The organism is Phenylobacterium sp., from assembly GCF_965229015.1.
Classification (GTDB): Bacteria; Pseudomonadota; Alphaproteobacteria; order Caulobacterales; family Caulobacteraceae; genus Phenylobacterium.
Genome location: NZ_CBDDIM010000002.1, coordinates 75,353 through 89,961, shown reverse-complemented (window position 1 = coordinate 89,961; position 14,609 = coordinate 75,353). Strand labels below are relative to the sequence as shown.

The 14,609-nt window shown below is 69.1% G+C and carries 15 protein-coding genes; 5 read left to right on the top strand and 10 right to left on the bottom strand.

Annotation, left to right across the window (positions count from 1 at the left end; genetic code table 11):
- Window positions 1-14: 14 nt before the first annotated feature.
- The 4 genes from rsmG to ACO06I_RS16635 all read right to left on the bottom strand — a co-directional run bounded on the left by rsmG (window position 15) and on the right by ACO06I_RS16635 (window position 4,378).
- On the bottom strand, window positions 15-665 hold the full coding sequence (gene rsmG, locus ACO06I_RS16650) for a 16S rRNA (guanine(527)-N(7))-methyltransferase RsmG (RefSeq protein ID WP_421933737.1): 651 nt from the start codon (window positions 663-665) through the stop codon (window positions 15-17).
- Entirely contained in the window at window positions 665-2,530 is a 1,866-nt protein-coding gene (mnmG, locus tag ACO06I_RS16645) for a tRNA uridine-5-carboxymethylaminomethyl(34) synthesis enzyme MnmG (RefSeq protein WP_421935100.1), read from the bottom strand. Before mnmG ends, rsmG begins: the two co-directional genes overlap by 1 nt.
- Window positions 2,531-2,789: 259 nt before the next feature.
- Window positions 2,790-4,127: a tRNA uridine-5-carboxymethylaminomethyl(34) synthesis GTPase MnmE gene (gene mnmE / locus ACO06I_RS16640; protein WP_421933736.1), complete on the bottom strand. Its 1,338-nt coding sequence runs from the start codon at window positions 4,125-4,127 to the stop codon at window positions 2,790-2,792.
- Complete coding sequence (locus tag ACO06I_RS16635) at window positions 4,124-4,378, bottom strand: DUF6489 family protein (protein WP_421933735.1); 255 nt, start codon at window positions 4,376-4,378, stop codon at window positions 4,124-4,126. Before ACO06I_RS16635 ends, mnmE begins: the two co-directional genes overlap by 4 nt.
- An 89-nt stretch (window positions 4,379-4,467) precedes the next feature.
- Here ACO06I_RS16635 and ACO06I_RS16630 point away from each other — a divergent pair, with 89 nt between their 5' ends.
- Window positions 4,468-5,166 (top strand): dienelactone hydrolase family protein, encoded by a 699-nt coding sequence (locus ACO06I_RS16630; protein WP_421933734.1) that lies wholly within the window; start codon window positions 4,468-4,470, stop codon window positions 5,164-5,166.
- A gap of 10 nt (window positions 5,167-5,176) precedes the next feature.
- Window positions 5,177-6,148 carry a quinone oxidoreductase family protein gene (locus tag ACO06I_RS16625; protein WP_421933733.1) on the top strand — a complete coding sequence of 324 codons (972 nt, stop codon included), beginning with the start codon at window positions 5,177-5,179 and terminating at the stop codon, window positions 6,146-6,148.
- Between the two features lie 173 nt (window positions 6,149-6,321).
- On the opposite strand, the gene ACO06I_RS16620 is transcribed toward ACO06I_RS16625, so the two are convergent.
- From ACO06I_RS16620 to hemE, 6 genes are all read right to left on the bottom strand, one after another.
- Window positions 6,322-7,107 (bottom strand): class I SAM-dependent methyltransferase, encoded by a 786-nt coding sequence (locus ACO06I_RS16620; RefSeq protein WP_421933732.1) that lies wholly within the window; start codon window positions 7,105-7,107, stop codon window positions 6,322-6,324.
- 143 nt (window positions 7,108-7,250) lie between these two features.
- The gene (gene rho / locus ACO06I_RS16615; protein ID WP_421935099.1) at window positions 7,251-8,600 is read right to left on the bottom strand and encodes a transcription termination factor Rho; all 1,350 of its coding nucleotides are present in this window, start codon (window positions 8,598-8,600) and stop codon (window positions 7,251-7,253) included.
- Window positions 8,601-8,903: 303 nt separating this feature from the next.
- On the bottom strand, window positions 8,904-9,173 hold the full coding sequence (locus tag ACO06I_RS16610) for a hypothetical protein (protein ID WP_421933731.1): 270 nt from the start codon (window positions 9,171-9,173) through the stop codon (window positions 8,904-8,906).
- A 61-nt stretch (window positions 9,174-9,234) separates the two neighbouring features.
- The gene (locus tag ACO06I_RS16605) at window positions 9,235-9,687 is read right to left on the bottom strand and encodes a CopD family protein (RefSeq protein ID WP_421933730.1); all 453 of its coding nucleotides are present in this window, start codon (window positions 9,685-9,687) and stop codon (window positions 9,235-9,237) included.
- A 42-nt stretch (window positions 9,688-9,729) separates the two neighbouring features.
- Window positions 9,730-10,767, bottom strand: coding sequence for a ferrochelatase (gene hemH / locus ACO06I_RS16600; RefSeq protein ID WP_421933729.1), 1,038 nt, complete (start codon window positions 10,765-10,767; stop codon window positions 9,730-9,732).
- Window positions 10,764-11,795, bottom strand: a complete 1,032-nt coding sequence (gene hemE / locus ACO06I_RS16595) for a uroporphyrinogen decarboxylase (protein WP_421933728.1) — start codon at window positions 11,793-11,795, stop codon at window positions 10,764-10,766. The genes hemH and hemE overlap by 4 nt, the downstream gene beginning before the upstream one ends.
- Window positions 11,796-12,319: 524 nt before the next feature.
- On the opposite strand from hemE, the gene ACO06I_RS16590 reads away from it, so the two are divergent.
- Genes ACO06I_RS16590 through aroE form a run of 3 tightly spaced genes read left to right on the top strand, consistent with a single transcriptional unit; the run spans window position 12,320 to window position 14,609 of the window.
- Window positions 12,320-13,168, top strand: a complete 849-nt coding sequence (locus ACO06I_RS16590) for a pyruvate, water dikinase regulatory protein (RefSeq protein ID WP_421933727.1) — start codon at window positions 12,320-12,322, stop codon at window positions 13,166-13,168.
- Window positions 13,165-13,761 carry a Maf family protein gene (locus ACO06I_RS16585; RefSeq protein WP_421933726.1) on the top strand — a complete coding sequence of 199 codons (597 nt, stop codon included), beginning with the start codon at window positions 13,165-13,167 and terminating at the stop codon, window positions 13,759-13,761. Before ACO06I_RS16590 ends, ACO06I_RS16585 begins: the two co-directional genes overlap by 4 nt.
- Window positions 13,758-14,609 (top strand): shikimate dehydrogenase, encoded by an 852-nt coding sequence (gene aroE, locus ACO06I_RS16580; protein WP_421933725.1) that lies wholly within the window; start codon window positions 13,758-13,760, stop codon window positions 14,607-14,609. The genes ACO06I_RS16585 and aroE overlap by 4 nt, the downstream gene beginning before the upstream one ends.

The following is a 14,609-nucleotide window of genomic DNA, read 5'->3' as shown; positions in this document are numbered from 1 at the left end:
GGAAGGGTTTCGGATCAGCGGCCACGGCTCAACGTCCTTACGCGTACGATGCGCCCGCGCGCATCACTGAAGCTGGGCAGGACATCCGCCTCGAACTTCCAAGATTTGGTAGCCTCTTCCAATTCGACCGCAACATCTTGCCCCTTGAGGAACAAGGCGGTCGCGCCGCGCTTCAGGTAGGGCTGGGCGTACCCAAGCAACCGGGTCATCGGGGCGCAAGCCCGCGCGGTGACGATATCCACAGTCAGGGACAAGTCCTCCGCACGAGAATTATGAACGGTGGCCGGCAGGTGGAGACCCTCCACCACCTCGGTGAGGAAGCGGCAGCGTTTGGCCATACTTTCCACCAGGTGCATGTGGAAACCGGGGCGGTGTTTGTTGAGGATCGCCAGCACGATGCCCGGCAAACCTGCCCCCGCCCCGAGGTCGGCCCAGGTCAGCGCCTCGGGCGCCAGGGGCAGGATCTGGGCGCTATCCCAGGCGTGCCGCGACCAGAAAATCTCCAGGGTTGAAGGCCCCACCAGGTTCATCCGCTGGTTCCAGTCCTCCAGGTATGACTGGTATTGCCGCAGGTCGGCGATGACGCTCTCGTCGGCGCCGGTGGCCAGGGCGAAGTCGGCGGCGTCGGCGACCTCGACGACCTCGGCGGGAAGGGTCTCGGACATCAGGCGGCCCTTCTGCGCACATGGGCCAGCAGGGCGGTGAGCGCGCCGGGCGTCACCCCTTCGATCCGCGCCGCCTGGCCGAGCGTCAGGGGACGGATCGCGGTCAGCTTGTCCCGCACCTCGTTGGAGAGGCCGCCCACCGCCGAATAGTCCAGCTCGGCGGGCAGGCGCAGGTTCTCGTCGCGGCGGAAGGCGGCCACGTCCGCCTCCTGGCGATCGAGATAGCCCGCATAGGACGCGTCGATCTCGATCTGCTCGCGCACCTGAGGGTCCCAGGCCGCGATCTCCGGCCAGATCACGGCCAGGTCCTCGAAACCGATGGTGGGATAGGCCAGCAGCTGGGTCAGGTCGCGGCGCTGGCCGTCGGCCTTGACCGGCAGGCCGGCCTTGGCCGCCTTGTCCGGGGTCAGGGTCAGCTCGGCGGCGCGGCCACGGGCGGCGAGAAGGGCGGCGGACTTGGCGGTCCAGGCTGTTTCACGTGAAACACCGACGCAGCCGAGGGCGAGGCCCCTGGGCGTCAGGCGCTGGTCGGCGTTGTCGGAGCGCAGGGTCAGGCGGAACTCCGCCCGGCTGGTGAACATCCGATAGGGCTCGGTGACGCCCCGGGTCACCAGGTCGTCGATCATCACCCCGATATAGGCCTCGTCGCGGCCGAACACGGCGTCGTCTGCGCCGGAGGCGGCCCGCGCCGCGTTCAGCCCGGCCACCAATCCTTGCGCGGCGGCCTCCTCATAGCCCGTGGTGCCGTTGATCTGGCCGGCCAGGTAGAGGCCCGGCAGGCGCTTGACCTCCAGGGTGGCCGACAGCTCGCGGGGATCGACATAGTCGTATTCGATCGCATAGCCGTGGCGGCGCACCTGGACGTTCTCCAGGCCCACGATGGTGCGCAGGAACAGGTCCTGGGTTTCGGCCGAGACCGAGGTGGAGATGCCGTTGGGATAGACGGTGTCGTCGTCCAGGCCCTCGGGCTCCAGGAAGATCTGGTGGGCGGTCTTGTCGGCGAAGCGGACCACCTTGTCCTCGATGGAGGGGCAGTAGCGCGGCCCGCGGCCATTGATCCGCCCGCCATAGACCGCCGACTCCGTCAGGCGCTCGGCGATGATCTGGTGGGTCTGGGCATTGGTGTAGGTGATGCCGCAGGCGATCTGCGGCGTGGTGATCTTGGCCGTCAGGAAGGAGAAGGGGGAGGGGACCTCGTCGGCCGCCTGCATCTCCAGCTTCTCCCAGGCGATGGAGGAGGCCACCAGCCGCGCCGGGGTGCCGGTCTTCAGCCGCCCCATGTCCAGGCCGAGCGCATAGAGACGGTCGGAAAGCCCGATGGCCGGCGCCTCGCCGACCCGGCCGGCGGGGATGCGCTGCTCGCCCTGATGGATCACGCCCTTCAGGAACGTACCTGTGGTCAGGACCACGCGGCCCGCGGGATAGATTTCACCGCTTGCCCCCACGACCCCGGTCACCTGGCCGTCCACCACCAGCAGGTCCTCGACCGCCTCGGCCTTGATGGTCAGGTTCGGGGTGGCGGCCAGTTCGGCCTGCATGGCTTCCCGATAGAGCTTGCGGTCGATCTGGGCCCGGGGCCCGCGCACCGCGGCGCCCTTGGAGCGGTTCAGCAGCCGGAACTGGATGCCGGCCTTGTCCGCCAGCCGCCCCATCACCCCGTCCAGGGCGTCGATCTCGCGCACCAGGTGACCCTTGCCCAGGCCGCCGATGGCCGGATTGCAGGACATCTCGCCGATGGTCTCGAGCTTATGGGTCAGCAGCAGGGTGCGCGCGCCGAACCGCGCCGCCGCCGCCGCCGCCTCGCAGCCCGCATGGCCGCCGCCGATGATGATCACGTCCCAGGAGGCCACGCCGAAACTCCGCATCCGCGCCATATGGGCGGGGGCTTCCTATAGCGGAAGGGGCCGGCGGTTTCACGTGAAAGAGTCTTACCGCAAGGCGCCTTGCGAGGCTCCTCCTCTCCCCATTCATGGGGAGAGGGTGGGTGAGGCGCGCGCAGCAAAGCTGCGCATGGCTGAGGTGGACTGATAGCGGCGCTTCAGAAAGAACCCTCACCCTACCCTCTCCCGCAAGCGGGAGAGGAGGAGCTAGCCCAGTCCTCCGAAGCGTTCCACGTGAAACACCTTATTTTCCAATGCAGAAGGTCGCGAACACCCGGTCCAGCACGTCCTCCGGGTCGATGCGGCCGGTGATGCGGTCGAGGGCGCGGCCGGCCAGCCGCACATCCTCCGCCGCCAGCTCCGGCGAGCCCTGAACGGCCAGGGCGTGTTCCAGCCGCGCCAGCGCCTCGGAGAGCAGGTCCTTGTGACGCAGGCGGGTGGCGGTGGGGGGCTCGGCGCCGGACAGCCGACCCACCACGTGATCGGTCAGGGCCGCGAGGATCACCCCCACGTGGCTGGCGTCCCGGGCGCTGATCCGGTGCATTTCAAGTTCAAGCGCCCGGGCCTCCAGGAGCGCCCGGCCCGTATCGTCGCCCGGTGGCAGGTCGGCCTTGTTGACCACGCAGAGATCGCCGGCCCGCAACTCGCCCGGCGGCGGGTCGATGGCGGAAGACGCCCCGTCCACCACCCAGATCCTCAGGTCGGCGCTGTCGGCCCAGGCTCGCGCCCGGCGCACCCCCTCGGCCTCGATCTCGTCGGCGGTCTCCCGCAGACCGGCGGTGTCGGCCAGCAGCACCTTGTAGCCCGCCAGCCGCATCGGAACCTCGATCACGTCCCGGGTGGTGCCCGGGGTGGCGGTGACGATGGCGGCCTCGCGGCCGGCCAGGGCGTTCAGCAGGGTGGATTTGCCGGCGTTGGGCGACCCCACCAGGGCGATGCGGAAGCCCTCCCGCACCCGTTCGCCCCGGTCCACATCGGCCAGGGCGGCGTGCAGCTGGCTCACCAGGCGTTCCAGATAGGGCCGGGCGCGGTCGGCCACCTCGGCGGGCACCTCCTCGTCGGGAAAGTCCACGGCCGCCTCGAAATTGGCCAGGGCCTCGATCAGGTCGGCCCGCCAGCGCTGGTGGGCGCGGCCCAGCGCCCCCTCCACCTGATCCAGGGCCTGGCGGCGCTGGGCCTCGGTCTCGGCCTCGATCAGGTCGGCCACCCCCTCGGCCTGGGCCAGGTCCAGCTTGCCGTTCTCGAAGGCGCGGCGGGTGAACTCCCCGGGCTCGGCGAGGCGCAGGCCCAGGGTGGCGAGCGCCTCCAGCAGCGCGGCCACCACGGCGGGACCCCCGTGCACGTGAAACTCGGCGCTGTCCTCGCCGGTATAGCTGGCCGGCGCCTCGAAGCGCAGGACCAGGGCCTGGTCGAGGGCTGCGCCGTCGGCGTTCCTCACGGTCCGCAGGGTCGCCGTCCGCGCCCGGACCTGGCGGCCCGCCAGGGCCTTGACCAGACCCCGCGTCCCCGGACCCGAGACACGGACGACCGCCACCGCCGCGCGGCCGGGCGCGGTGGCGGCTGCGTAGATGGTGTCGGTCATTTCGGGCGGTTGGCGGCGCCCATGCCCATGTCCACCGCGGTGGACATCAGCTTGCGGAACTGTTCCTGGGCCCCGACCCCGAAGGCGGTCCAGTTCTTCATCAGCTCGTCGGGGGAGAGCATGTTGATATTGGCGGTCATGCGGTTCTGCATCTCCTCCACCAGCTTGTCGTTCAAGACTGTGACGTCGGGCAGGCCCATGAAGGTGCGGGCCTCGATGGGGGTGCAGTCGATCTCGATGGTCATCTTCATGGCGTGGCCCTTCCTTCAAGCAATAGTTATGGCCGCTACCGGCCACTGCGCGCTAGTAGCCAACGCATAGCAAGGCACAGGGAGGCTCCATGTCCGGCGAGACCATCACGCTCACCACCGAAGACGGCCAGTTCACCGCCTATGTGGCGCGGCCCGCGGCGGCCAAGGCCCCGGCCATCGTGGTCATCCAGGAGATCTTCGGGGTCAACGCCGTCATGCGCGAGATCGCCGACGGCCTGGCCGCCCAGGGCTATCTGGCCATCTGCCCCGACCTGTTCTGGCGGATCGAGCCGGGGATCGACATCACCGACAAGTCCGAGGCGGAGTGGAAGAAGGCCTTCGAGCTGTTCAACGCCTTCGATCCCGACGCCGGCGTGATGGACATCCAGGCGGTGATCGACCGCATCCGCGCCGATCCCGGCTGTTCGGGCAAGGTGGGCGCGGTGGGCTATTGCCTGGGGGGCCTGCTCGCCTTCCTCACCGCCACCCGCACCGACGCCGACGCCAGCGTCGGCTATTACGGGGTCGGCATCGAGAGCCGGGTCGGGGAAGTCGAGAAGCTGGAGCGCCCCCTGATGCTGCACATCGCCGAGGAGGACCAGTTCGTCCCCAAGGAGGCCCAGGCCGTCATCCTCCAGGCCCTGAAGAACCACGCCCAGGTCACCATCCACACCTATCCCGGCTGCGACCACGCCTTCGCCCGCCACGGCGGCGAGCACTACGACGCCGACGCGGCCCGCCACGCCAACGGGCGCAGCCTCGCCTTCTTCCAGCAACACCTGGCCTAGGATTTCAGATATGCGCGCCATCCAGATCGAGGCCACGGGCGGCCCTGAGGTCCTCAAGCTCGTAGATCTTCCGACCCCGGTGGCCGGGCCGGGCCAGATCCTGGTGCGCAACCAGGCCATCGGGCTGAACTTCATCGACACCTATCACCGCTCGGGCCTCTATCCCCTGAAGCTGCCCTCGGGCCTGGGGATGGAGGGCGCCGGCGTCGTCGAGGCGGTGGGGGAGGGGGTGACCCGGTTCTCCGTGGGCGACCTGGCCGCCTACGCCTCGGGGCCGATCGGGGCCTATGCGGAGGTCCACGCGGTGAACGCCGAGCGGGCCGTCAAGCCCCCGGCCGGGATCGACGCCCAGGTCGCCGCCGGAGCCCTGCTCAAGGGGATGACGGCGGAGTTCCTGCTGCGCCGCTGCCACGAGGTGAAGGCCGGGGAGACCATCCTCGTCCATGCCGCCGCCGGCGGGGTCGGCTCGATCCTGGTCCAATGGGCCAAGGCCCTGGGCGCGACGGTGATCGCCACCGCGGGCTCGGCGGACAAGGCCGACCGCGCACGGGCCCTGGGCGCCGACCACGTCATCCTCTACCGCGACGCCGACGTCGCCGCCGAGGTGCGCAAGATCACCGGCGGCAAGGGCGTGCCGGTGGCCTATGACTCGGTGGGGGCCGCCACCTTCGAGGGCACCCTGGGGAGCCTGGCCAAGCGCGGCCTGTTCGTCTCCTTCGGCAACGCCTCGGGCCCGCCGCCGGCGATCGCGCCGGCCCGGCTGATGCAGGCCGGCTCGGTCTTCCTCACCCGCCCCACCATGGGGGATTACCTGCTCACCACCGCCGAGCTGGACGCCAGCGCCGGCGCCCTGTTCGACGTCATCAAGTCGGGCAAGGTGAAGATCGAGATCGGCCAGACCTTCCCGCTCGCCGAGGCCCGCAAGGCGCACGAGGCCATGGAGGGTCGCGACACGGTGGGGGCGAGTCTGTTGATTCCCTAGGGCCCAGCAGCGGGGAGGGCCGAGCCCCCCGTCTCGGCTTCGCCGATCCACCTCCCCCGAACCGCACTTCGCGCTGGGGTAGGAACTAGAACGCCAAATTCCTCCCCAGGCCGAAGGCCGTATCGGGGGAGGTGGCGCGCGCGTCAGCGGGTGACGGAGGGGGTTAGGGCCTCTCAGTCCTCCGGCTTCCAACCCCAGGCCTGGGTCACCCGCGGCAAGCTCATGAACACCGTCGGGTCGTCCCGCGCCCGGACCAGGTCGGCGATGTCGTCGATCAGGGTTTCACGTGAAACACCCATCATTTCAACGGCTTCAGCGATTCCAGCCAGGGTGAGGGCGGCCATGGCCTTTACCGGGCCGGTCAGCCCGGCCGGCTGGACCAGGCGGGCGTCCACATTGCGGAATCCGCCGCGCCCCAGCAGCCCGGGCAGCTTGGGCCCGATCTCCGGATCGGCGCCGCGGCGGTGGGCAGAGCCCACATACCACTGCACATAGTGGCGGAAGCTGAGCCGGCTGGGCTCGCAGAGGTGGGCCGAGAACTCCACGTCCTCCACCACCAGCAGCCCGCCCGGAACCAGGCTCCTCAGGAAGGTGGCCACCGCCGCCCCCGGATCGGTGAGGTGGGAGAGCAGGAAGCGGGCATAGATGACGTCGAAGGGGCCCAGGTCCTCGGCCCGCTCGAAGCCCCCCACGTGGAACGCCGCGTTGGTGGGCGCGTCCTGCCCGGCCACGGAGATCTTCACCGCGTCCAGGTCCAGGCCGATCACCGGTCCCGTGGTGCGGCCGGCCAGATGGCGGGTGACGTCGCCGCCGCCGCAGCCGGCGTCGAGGATGCGGGCATCGGGCGGGATGTCCATCATGTCCAGCAGGGAGCCGGTGGCCTCCGCCATGGCCTGGGACAGGACCGACAGCCGCGCGGCCCCGGCCACGCCACCGGCGATGATGTAGCTCTCGGTCACGGGACGGCCTCATAGGGCGCCCCCGGCGCCTCGAACGCCCAGGGCGATCGCGACCCCCCCGACGCATAGACCCTGATCATCCTCCACCCCCGTCTGAACGGGGGTAGATTAGGCGGAGGCCGCGGCCTCCGCCACCATCGCGATCAGGTGTTCATCGACTGGAAGAATTCGTCGTTGTTCTTGTTCTGGCGCAGCTTGTCCAACAGGAACTCGATGGCGTCCTGGGCCCCCATGGGGTTGAGGATGCGGCGCAGGACATATGTCTTCTGCAGCTGGTCCTTCGGGGTGATCAGCTCTTCCTTGCGGGTGCCGGACTTCAGCACGTCGATGGCCGGGAAGATGCGCTTGTCGGCGACCTTGCGGTCCAGGATGATTTCCGAGTTACCGGTGCCCTTGAACTCTTCGAAGATCACCTCGTCCATCCGGCTGCCGGTGTCGATCAGGGCCGTGGAGATGATGGTCAGCGAGCCGCCTTCCTCGATGTTGCGCGCCGCGCCGAAGAAGCGCTTGGGGCGCTGCAGGGCGTTGGCGTCCACACCGCCGGTCAGCACCTTGCCCGAGGACGGGACCACGGTGTTGTAGGCGCGGCCCAGGCGGGTCACGGAGTCCAGCAGGATGATGACGTCGCGCTTGTGCTCCACCAGGCGCTTGGCCTTCTCGATCACCATCTCGGCGACCTGGACGTGGCGGGTGGCGGGTTCGTCGAAGGTGGAGCTGATCACCTCGCCGCGCACGGTGCGCTGCATGTCGGTGACTTCCTCGGGCCGCTCGTCGATCAGCAGCACGATCAGGTAGCACTCGGGGTGGTTCACCGCGATCGACTTGGCGATGTTCTGCAGCATGACCGTCTTACCCACCCGCGGCGGGGCGACGATCAGGCAGCGCTGGCCCTTGCCGAGCGGGGCGACGATATCGATCAGCCGGCCCGAGCGGTCCTTCAGGGTCGGGTCCTCGATCTCCATCTTCAGCCGCTCGTCCGGATAGAGCGGGGTCAGGTTGTCGAACAGCACCTTGTGGCGGACGTTCTCGGGATTCTCGAAGTTGGTGAGATCCACCTTGATGAGGGCGAAGTAGCGCTCGCCCTCGCGCGGCGCGCGGATGGCGCCGTCGACGGTGTCGCCGGTGCGCAGGCCGAACTTCCGGATCTGCGAGGGGCTGACATAGATGTCGTCGGGGCCGGGCAGGTAGTTGGCTTCCGGCGAGCGCAGGAAGCCGAAGCCGTCGGACACCACTTCCAGGGTGCCCGAGCCGGAGATCTCGATGCCTTCCTCGGCCAGGGTCTTGAGGATCGCGAACATCATGTCCTGCTTGCGCATGGAGTTGGCGTTCTCGATCTCCAGCTTCTCGGCGAAGGCCAGCAGGTCGACGGGCGACTTGTCCTTCAGCTCCTGGAGGGACATCCGGGTGATGCCCAGCGCGGCGATGGCCGCGGAGAGTTCGTTGTCGTCGTCGTCGTCGCTGGTCTCCTGGGCGGCCGCGACCTGGGCGTCCATCGCCTGGTCGAGGGCGGAGTCTTCGGCGTCGAGGGTGTCGGAGATATTGTCTTCGGACATGGGGTATCGCCTTGATACGGCTCGTCGCCCCCAGGACTTGAGAGTCCTTGGGCGTCGAGCAAACTTGAAACGTCTATGGCGGGCCTTGAGACTCGCCGGGGGTGTTCAGGGGCCGGGACGCAGCAGCTTGGATTTCTTAGAAGCGCGCGTCGCCGGAGGTAGGGCGGGGCATGACTTCGCGATTGCGCGACGCCATGTGGGTCCAGCGGAACCACATCGCGCGGTTCGGGTCAAGCCGCAGACCTAGTCGCCGAGGGCCTGGGGCGCGAACAGGTGCGGCAGGATCGAGGTGAAGATCAGCGATCCGGCGCCGAGACCGCCCGTCCCCACCGCCCACGCCCCCAGGACCTGCCAGGGGACGTCCACCACCTTGAAGGCCATGAGCCAGAACATCGCGAGCACGCTGATCGCGTTGAGCAGGACCAGGATGACGTAGAGCACCAGGGCGGCGAAGACCCCGGACCGGAACGTCTGGATATCCCTGACCGCCTGCGCCGAAAGCTGGTTGTCCATGCGTCCCTCCCCAGAGCCCGGAGAGGCTATCACGTCAGGCCTGGACGGTAAAAAAGCGGCGCTAGCCGCCGAACTCGGTCGTCACCGCGATGACCATGATAATGGCGGCGATGAAGGGCAGTTCGTTGGTCATCTTCCAGAAGCGGGGGGTGCGGGTGTTGGTCCCGGCGACGAACTTCTTGCGGGCCGCCCCCAGCACATGGTGCCAGGCGGTCATGAAGACGATCCCGGCCAGCTTGGTGATCATCCAGGGGGTCTGCAGGAAGTCCCAGCCGCCGCGGATCTGGGTCGCGTCCACATAGATCAGGGCCAGGCCGAAGACCCAGGTGGCCACCATGGCCGGTCCCATGATGATCCGGTAGAGCTTCAGCTCCATGGTCTGGAAGTTCTTGTCCATCTCCCCGCCCACCGGCGCGGCGGCGTGATAGGCGAACAGGCGGGGCAGGTACATCATGCCGGCCATCCAGGCGATCACCGAGAGGATGTGCAGGCCGCGCAGCAGGTCGTAGTTCACGCCGAAGCTCCCTTGGCGAACCTTGAGGTTCGCTCCCTTAAGTCAGGCCGTCACGCCCTGCGTCCGGCCGCATTTGCCATAGCCGGACGGGCAAAGCCATGCCCCCTCGGGCGCCGCGCCGCCGGCCCGGGCCAGGGACCGGGTCACCGTCTGGACCAGGCTGTCGATGAACACCTGCTCGACCCCGAGCGCCGGGGCCCGCAGATAGGGGGCGACCCCCTGCTGCATGGCCAGCTCGGCATATTCGTGGTCCAGCTCCACCAGGGTCTCGATGTGCTCGGAGACGAAGGCGATGGGGGTGATCAGCAGGCCGACCCCCTGTTCCCCGGCCACGTGGATCTCGTCCACCGTGGAGGGGCCGATCCATTTCAGCGGCCCGACCCGGCTCTGGTAGCAGACGCGCCAGTCGGCGAGTTCGGGGACCCGGGCGGCCACCGCCGCGGCCGTGGCCTCCACCTGGGCCTGGTAGGGGTCACCGCCGGCGATCACCTTCTCGGGCAGGCCGTGGGCGGAGAACAGCAGCCGGACGTCCGTGGGCTTGCCGGCCTCCTCCCAGGTGTCGCGGATGCGCTGGGCGTGGGCTTCGATCAGGCCCTCGGCGGTGGGATAGCAGCAGACCGTGCGGGTCCGGCCAGGGCCCCTATAGGCCTTGGCCCAGTCCTGCAGGGACGAGGCCGTGGTGGTGGTCGAGTACTGCGGATAGAGGGGCAGCAGGACGATCTCGTCGGGATTGAAAGCCGCCACCGCCTTGGCCGTCTCGTCGGCGAAGGGCTTCCAGTAGCGCATGGCGATGAAGGTCTTGGCGGTGATCTCGGGCGCCGCCGCCGCCAGGGCCGTATCCAGGGCGCCGGCTTGGGCCAGGGTTTCCGGCAACAGGGGCGAGCCGCCGCCCATGATCGCGTAATTGGCCTGGGCCGAGGTCTCGCGCCGCGAGGAGATCAGGGCGGCCAGCGGATAGCGCACGAAGGCCGGGGCCCCGATGATCGCCGGGTCCTTGAACAGGTTGTAGAGGAAGGGCCGCACCGCCTCGGGGCCGTCGGGGCCGCCGAGATTGAACAGGACGACGGCGAGACGGGTCACTTGCCGGTCACCCGGCGGATCGTGCGCTCGATGTGCTCGATAGGGGTGTCGGGCAGGACCCCATGGCCCAGGTTGAAGATATAGGGGCCGGAATTCCACTGCTCGATCAGGGCGTCGACCCGGGCGTCGAGGGCCGGACCCCCGGCCCGCAGCAGCAGGTTGTCCAGGGCGCCCTGGATGGTCTTGCCGCTGTCCTGGATCTTCTGGCCCAGCACCGCGGTGGCCTGGGTGTCCAGGGCCACGCAGTTGACCGGGACCCGGGCGGCGTAGGTCTCCACCAGGGCGCCGGCCCCGCGCGGGAAGCCGATGAAGGGGGTGTCGATCCCTGCGGCGCGGACCTTCTCGATGATGGCGGTGTGCGGCTTGATGACGATGCGTTCGAAGACGTCCTCGGCCAGACCTTCGGCCCAGCTCTCGAACAGCTTCAGCACCTGGGCGCCAGACTTCGCCTGCATCACCAGGTAGCGGGCGGTGGACTCCACCAGCACGTCCAGCAGGCGGTCGAGCTTCTCGGGGTTCTGGTAGGCGTAGGTCCGCGCCCCGGAGCGGTCGGAGCCGCGGCCCTCGATCATGTAGGTGGCCACGGTCCATGGCGCGCCGGCGAAGCCGATCAGGGCCCGGTCCGGCTCCAGCTCGGCCCGCACACGGGACAGGGTCTCGCCGATGGCCGACAGCCGCCCGGTGGAGGCCTCGATCTGGTCGGTCATGCTCTCGATGGACGGCATCTCGCCGAGCCGGGGCCCCTCGCCCGCCTCGAACCAGACCTCCTGGCCGAGCGCCTGGGGGATCAGCAGGATGTCGGCGAAGACAATGGCCGCATCCAGGGGGAAGCGGCGCATCGGCTGCATCGTCGCCTCGGCGGCCATCTCCGGATTGTGGCAGAAGGCGATGAAGTCCTTGGCCCGGGTCCGCAGCTCCCGGTACTCGGGCAGGGAGCGGCCCGCCTGACGCATGAACCAGACCGGCGGGCGGTCCAGGGTTTCTCCGGCCAGGGCCCGGAGCAGACGCGGTGTTGAGCTGTTCGGCATGGGGAGCCTTAAATCGCCTTCCCCCCTCCGGCTCAAGCCCGTCCGTTCGGCCCCGCCTGCCTTCTACCTATCTAAGATTTAGAATCTGGATTGAAGAGGTAGCGGTAGGCCTGTCGATCATGGGGGAAACCTCCGATGTCGCACCCCCTCCTCGACTCCCTTTCCCCAGGCCAGGGCCGCTTCCTCCCGCCGTGAAAAGCGGGGCTGTGGATTGTGTTAACGAAGTCTTAACCGCTTGAGCGGGCTTAACGATTCATTAACCCCTTCGGGACCGAAGGCCTGGACGAACGCCGGTCATCCGCAGCTTGACCTTGGGCGGGATTCACATCCCCCGCGCCGCAGGGATGACCGGGGTGCGAGACGGACTCAAACTCGGGCTTTCATCCCCGTTCTCCACCGGCCCCGCGGGAACAGCGCGATTTGGCCGCAGCTATCCCCAAGCGCGCGCGGCTTCGCTAAGAAGGTGTCGACACAGCTGTCCCCAGATATTTCTTCCGCCCCCGCCGCTCGAACCCCAAGGGTCCATGACCACCGCCTCGCGCTTCGCCACCTACTTCCATGTGCACCTGGTCTCCGACTCCACCGGCGAGACCCTGAACGCCATGGCCCGCGCGGTCTGCGCCCGGTTCGAGAACGTCCTGCCCATCGAGCACATCTACGCCCTGGTCCGGTCGCCCCGGCAGCTGGAACGGGCGCTGACCGACATCGAGGCCGCGCCGGGGGTGGTGATCCACACCATCGTCGACGACGAGCTGCGGGCGGCCCTGGAGGAGGGGTGCCGCAAGCTGGACATGGCCTGCATCGCCGCCCTCGATCCCCTGGTCTCGGCCCTGTCGCGCTATCTGGGCGCGGCCCTGACCCGCCGCGTCGGGGTGCAGCACGCCCTGGACAACGACTATTTCAACCGCATGGACGCCCTGAACTACGCCATCGGCCACGATGACGGCCAAGGCGGCCAGGACCTAGACCAGGCCGACGTGGTGCTGGTGGGGGTCTCGCGCACCTCCAAGACGCCCACCTGCATCTATCTGGCCCACCGCGGGGTCCGCGCCGCCAATGTGCCCCTGGTGCCCGGGCGGCCGCCGCCCGAGAAGCTGATGACCCTGAAGAACGCCCTGATCGTCGGCCTGACCATCTCGCCCGACCGGCTGATCCAGATCCGGCGCAACCGCCTGCTCAGCCTGAAGGAAGACCGGGAGAGCAGCTATATCGACATCGAGGCGGTCCGAGAGGAGACGGTCCTGGCCCGCCGCCTCTACGAGAAGATGGATTGGCCGGTGATCGACGTCACCCGCCGCAGCGTTGAGGAGACCGCCGCCTCGGTCCTTAACCTGCTGCACGGGGGCCACGGCCAGATCGAGGTGCTGGGATGAGCGCCCCGATCATCCTGGCCTCCAAGAGCGCGGCGCGCACCGCGGTGCTGAAGGGCGCCGGCGTGCCCTTTGAGACCGCGGTCTCCGGGGTGGACGAGGACGCGGTGAAGACCGCCCTGCTCGGCCAGGGGGGAACCCCCCGCGAGGTGGCCGACGCCCTGGCCGAACTGAAGGCGGTGAAGATCTCGCGATCCCGCGCGGGCTTCGTGATCGGCGCCGACCAGACCCTGGAGTTCGAGGGCGGACTCTATGACAAGGCCGAGACCGTGGAAGACGCCCGCGCGCGCCTGAAGCTGCTGCGGGGCAAGGCCCACCAGCTGCACTCGGCGGTGGTGGTGGCCAGGGACGGCGCCCCGATCTGGCGCGAGGTGGCTACCTGCACCCTGACCATGCGCGACTTCTCCGACGAGTTCCTGGAGGCCTATCTGCTGGCGGAGGGGGAGGAGGCCCTGGGCTCGGTGGGCTGCTACCGGCTGGAGAGCCACGGCTCGCAACTGTTCTCCAAGATCGAGGGCGACTATTTCGCCATCCTCGGCCTGCCCCTGCTGGGCCTGCTGGACCTGCTGCGCAAACACGGGGCCCTGGCGGCATGACCAAGATCACCGGCGCCACCAAGGTGGCGGGCGTGGTGGGCCATCCGGTGGCCCACACCCTGAGCCCGACCCTGCACAACGCGTGGCTCGCGGCGGCGGGGATCGACGGGGTCTATGTGCCCTTCAACGTCTTTCCCGAACACTTCGCGAGCTTCATCAACGGCCTGCGGGGCGGCTCCCTGTCGGGCCTGAACGTCACCGTGCCCTTCAAGACCGTGGCGCTCACCCTGGCCGACGAGGTCAGCGAGCGGGCGCGCCTGGCCCAGGCGGCCAATGTCCTGGTCTTCGGACCCGAGGGCACGGTGTTCGCCGACAACACCGATGGCCTGGGCCTGCTGGCCGCCTTCGCGATCCAGGCGCCCGGCTTCGACCCGGCCGCGGCCCCGGTGGCGATCCTGGGGGCGGGGGGCGCGGCCCGCGGCGCGGCCGCCGCCTTCCTCAGCGCCGGGGCCACCGATATCCGGATCATCAACCGCACCGTCGCCAGGGCGCGAGAGATCGCCGCCGACCTCGGGCCCACGGTGAGCGCCCATGGCCTGGACCAAGCGGGCCGCGCCTTCGCCGGCGTCGGCGCCCTGATCAACGCCACCTCGGCGGGCTTGAGCGGCTCCGGCAGCCTGGACGTGCCGATCGCCGCGACCCCGGCCACCTGCGTGGTGATGGACATGGTCTACAAGCCCCTGCTCACCCCGTTCCTGGCGCAGGCCCGGGCGCTGGGCCGGCCCACGGTGGACGGGCTGGAGATGCTGATCGGCCAGGCCATCCCCGCCTTCCGCGCCTTCTTCGGCCAGGCGCCGCCGGACGGGATCGACGTCCGGGCGCTCGCCATCCAAGCCCTGGGACTTTGA

What these genes read in the sequence shown, in the direction of transcription:
- ACO06I_RS16635 (WP_421933735.1), bottom strand. Translation starts at nt 4,378, where the DNA reads ATGAAGATGACCATCGAGATCGACTGCACCCCCATCGAGGCCCGCACC.
- mnmE (WP_421933736.1), bottom strand. Translation starts at nt 4,127, where the DNA reads ATGACCGACACCATCTACGCAGCCGCCACCGCGCCCGGCCGCGCGGCG.
- ACO06I_RS16630 (WP_421933734.1), top strand. Translation starts at nt 4,468, where the DNA reads ATGTCCGGCGAGACCATCACGCTCACCACCGAAGACGGCCAGTTCACC.
- hemE (WP_421933728.1), bottom strand. Translation starts at nt 11,795, where the DNA reads ATGCCGAACAGCTCAACACCGCGTCTGCTCCGGGCCCTGGCCGGAGAA.
- ACO06I_RS16585 (WP_421933726.1), top strand. Translation starts at nt 13,165, where the DNA reads ATGAGCGCCCCGATCATCCTGGCCTCCAAGAGCGCGGCGCGCACCGCG.
- rsmG (WP_421933737.1), bottom strand. Translation starts at nt 665, where the DNA reads ATGTCCGAGACCCTTCCCGCCGAGGTCGTCGAGGTCGCCGACGCCGCC.
- ACO06I_RS16610 (WP_421933731.1), bottom strand. Translation starts at nt 9,173, where the DNA reads ATGGACAACCAGCTTTCGGCGCAGGCGGTCAGGGATATCCAGACGTTC.
- aroE (WP_421933725.1), top strand. Translation starts at nt 13,758, where the DNA reads ATGACCAAGATCACCGGCGCCACCAAGGTGGCGGGCGTGGTGGGCCAT.
- mnmG (WP_421935100.1), bottom strand. Translation starts at nt 2,530, where the DNA reads ATGCGGAGTTTCGGCGTGGCCTCCTGGGACGTGATCATCATCGGCGGC.
- ACO06I_RS16590 (WP_421933727.1), top strand. Translation starts at nt 12,320, where the DNA reads ATGACCACCGCCTCGCGCTTCGCCACCTACTTCCATGTGCACCTGGTC.
- rho (WP_421935099.1), bottom strand. Translation starts at nt 8,600, where the DNA reads ATGGACGCCCAGGTCGCGGCCGCCCAGGAGACCAGCGACGACGACGAC.
- ACO06I_RS16625 (WP_421933733.1), top strand. Translation starts at nt 5,177, where the DNA reads ATGCGCGCCATCCAGATCGAGGCCACGGGCGGCCCTGAGGTCCTCAAG.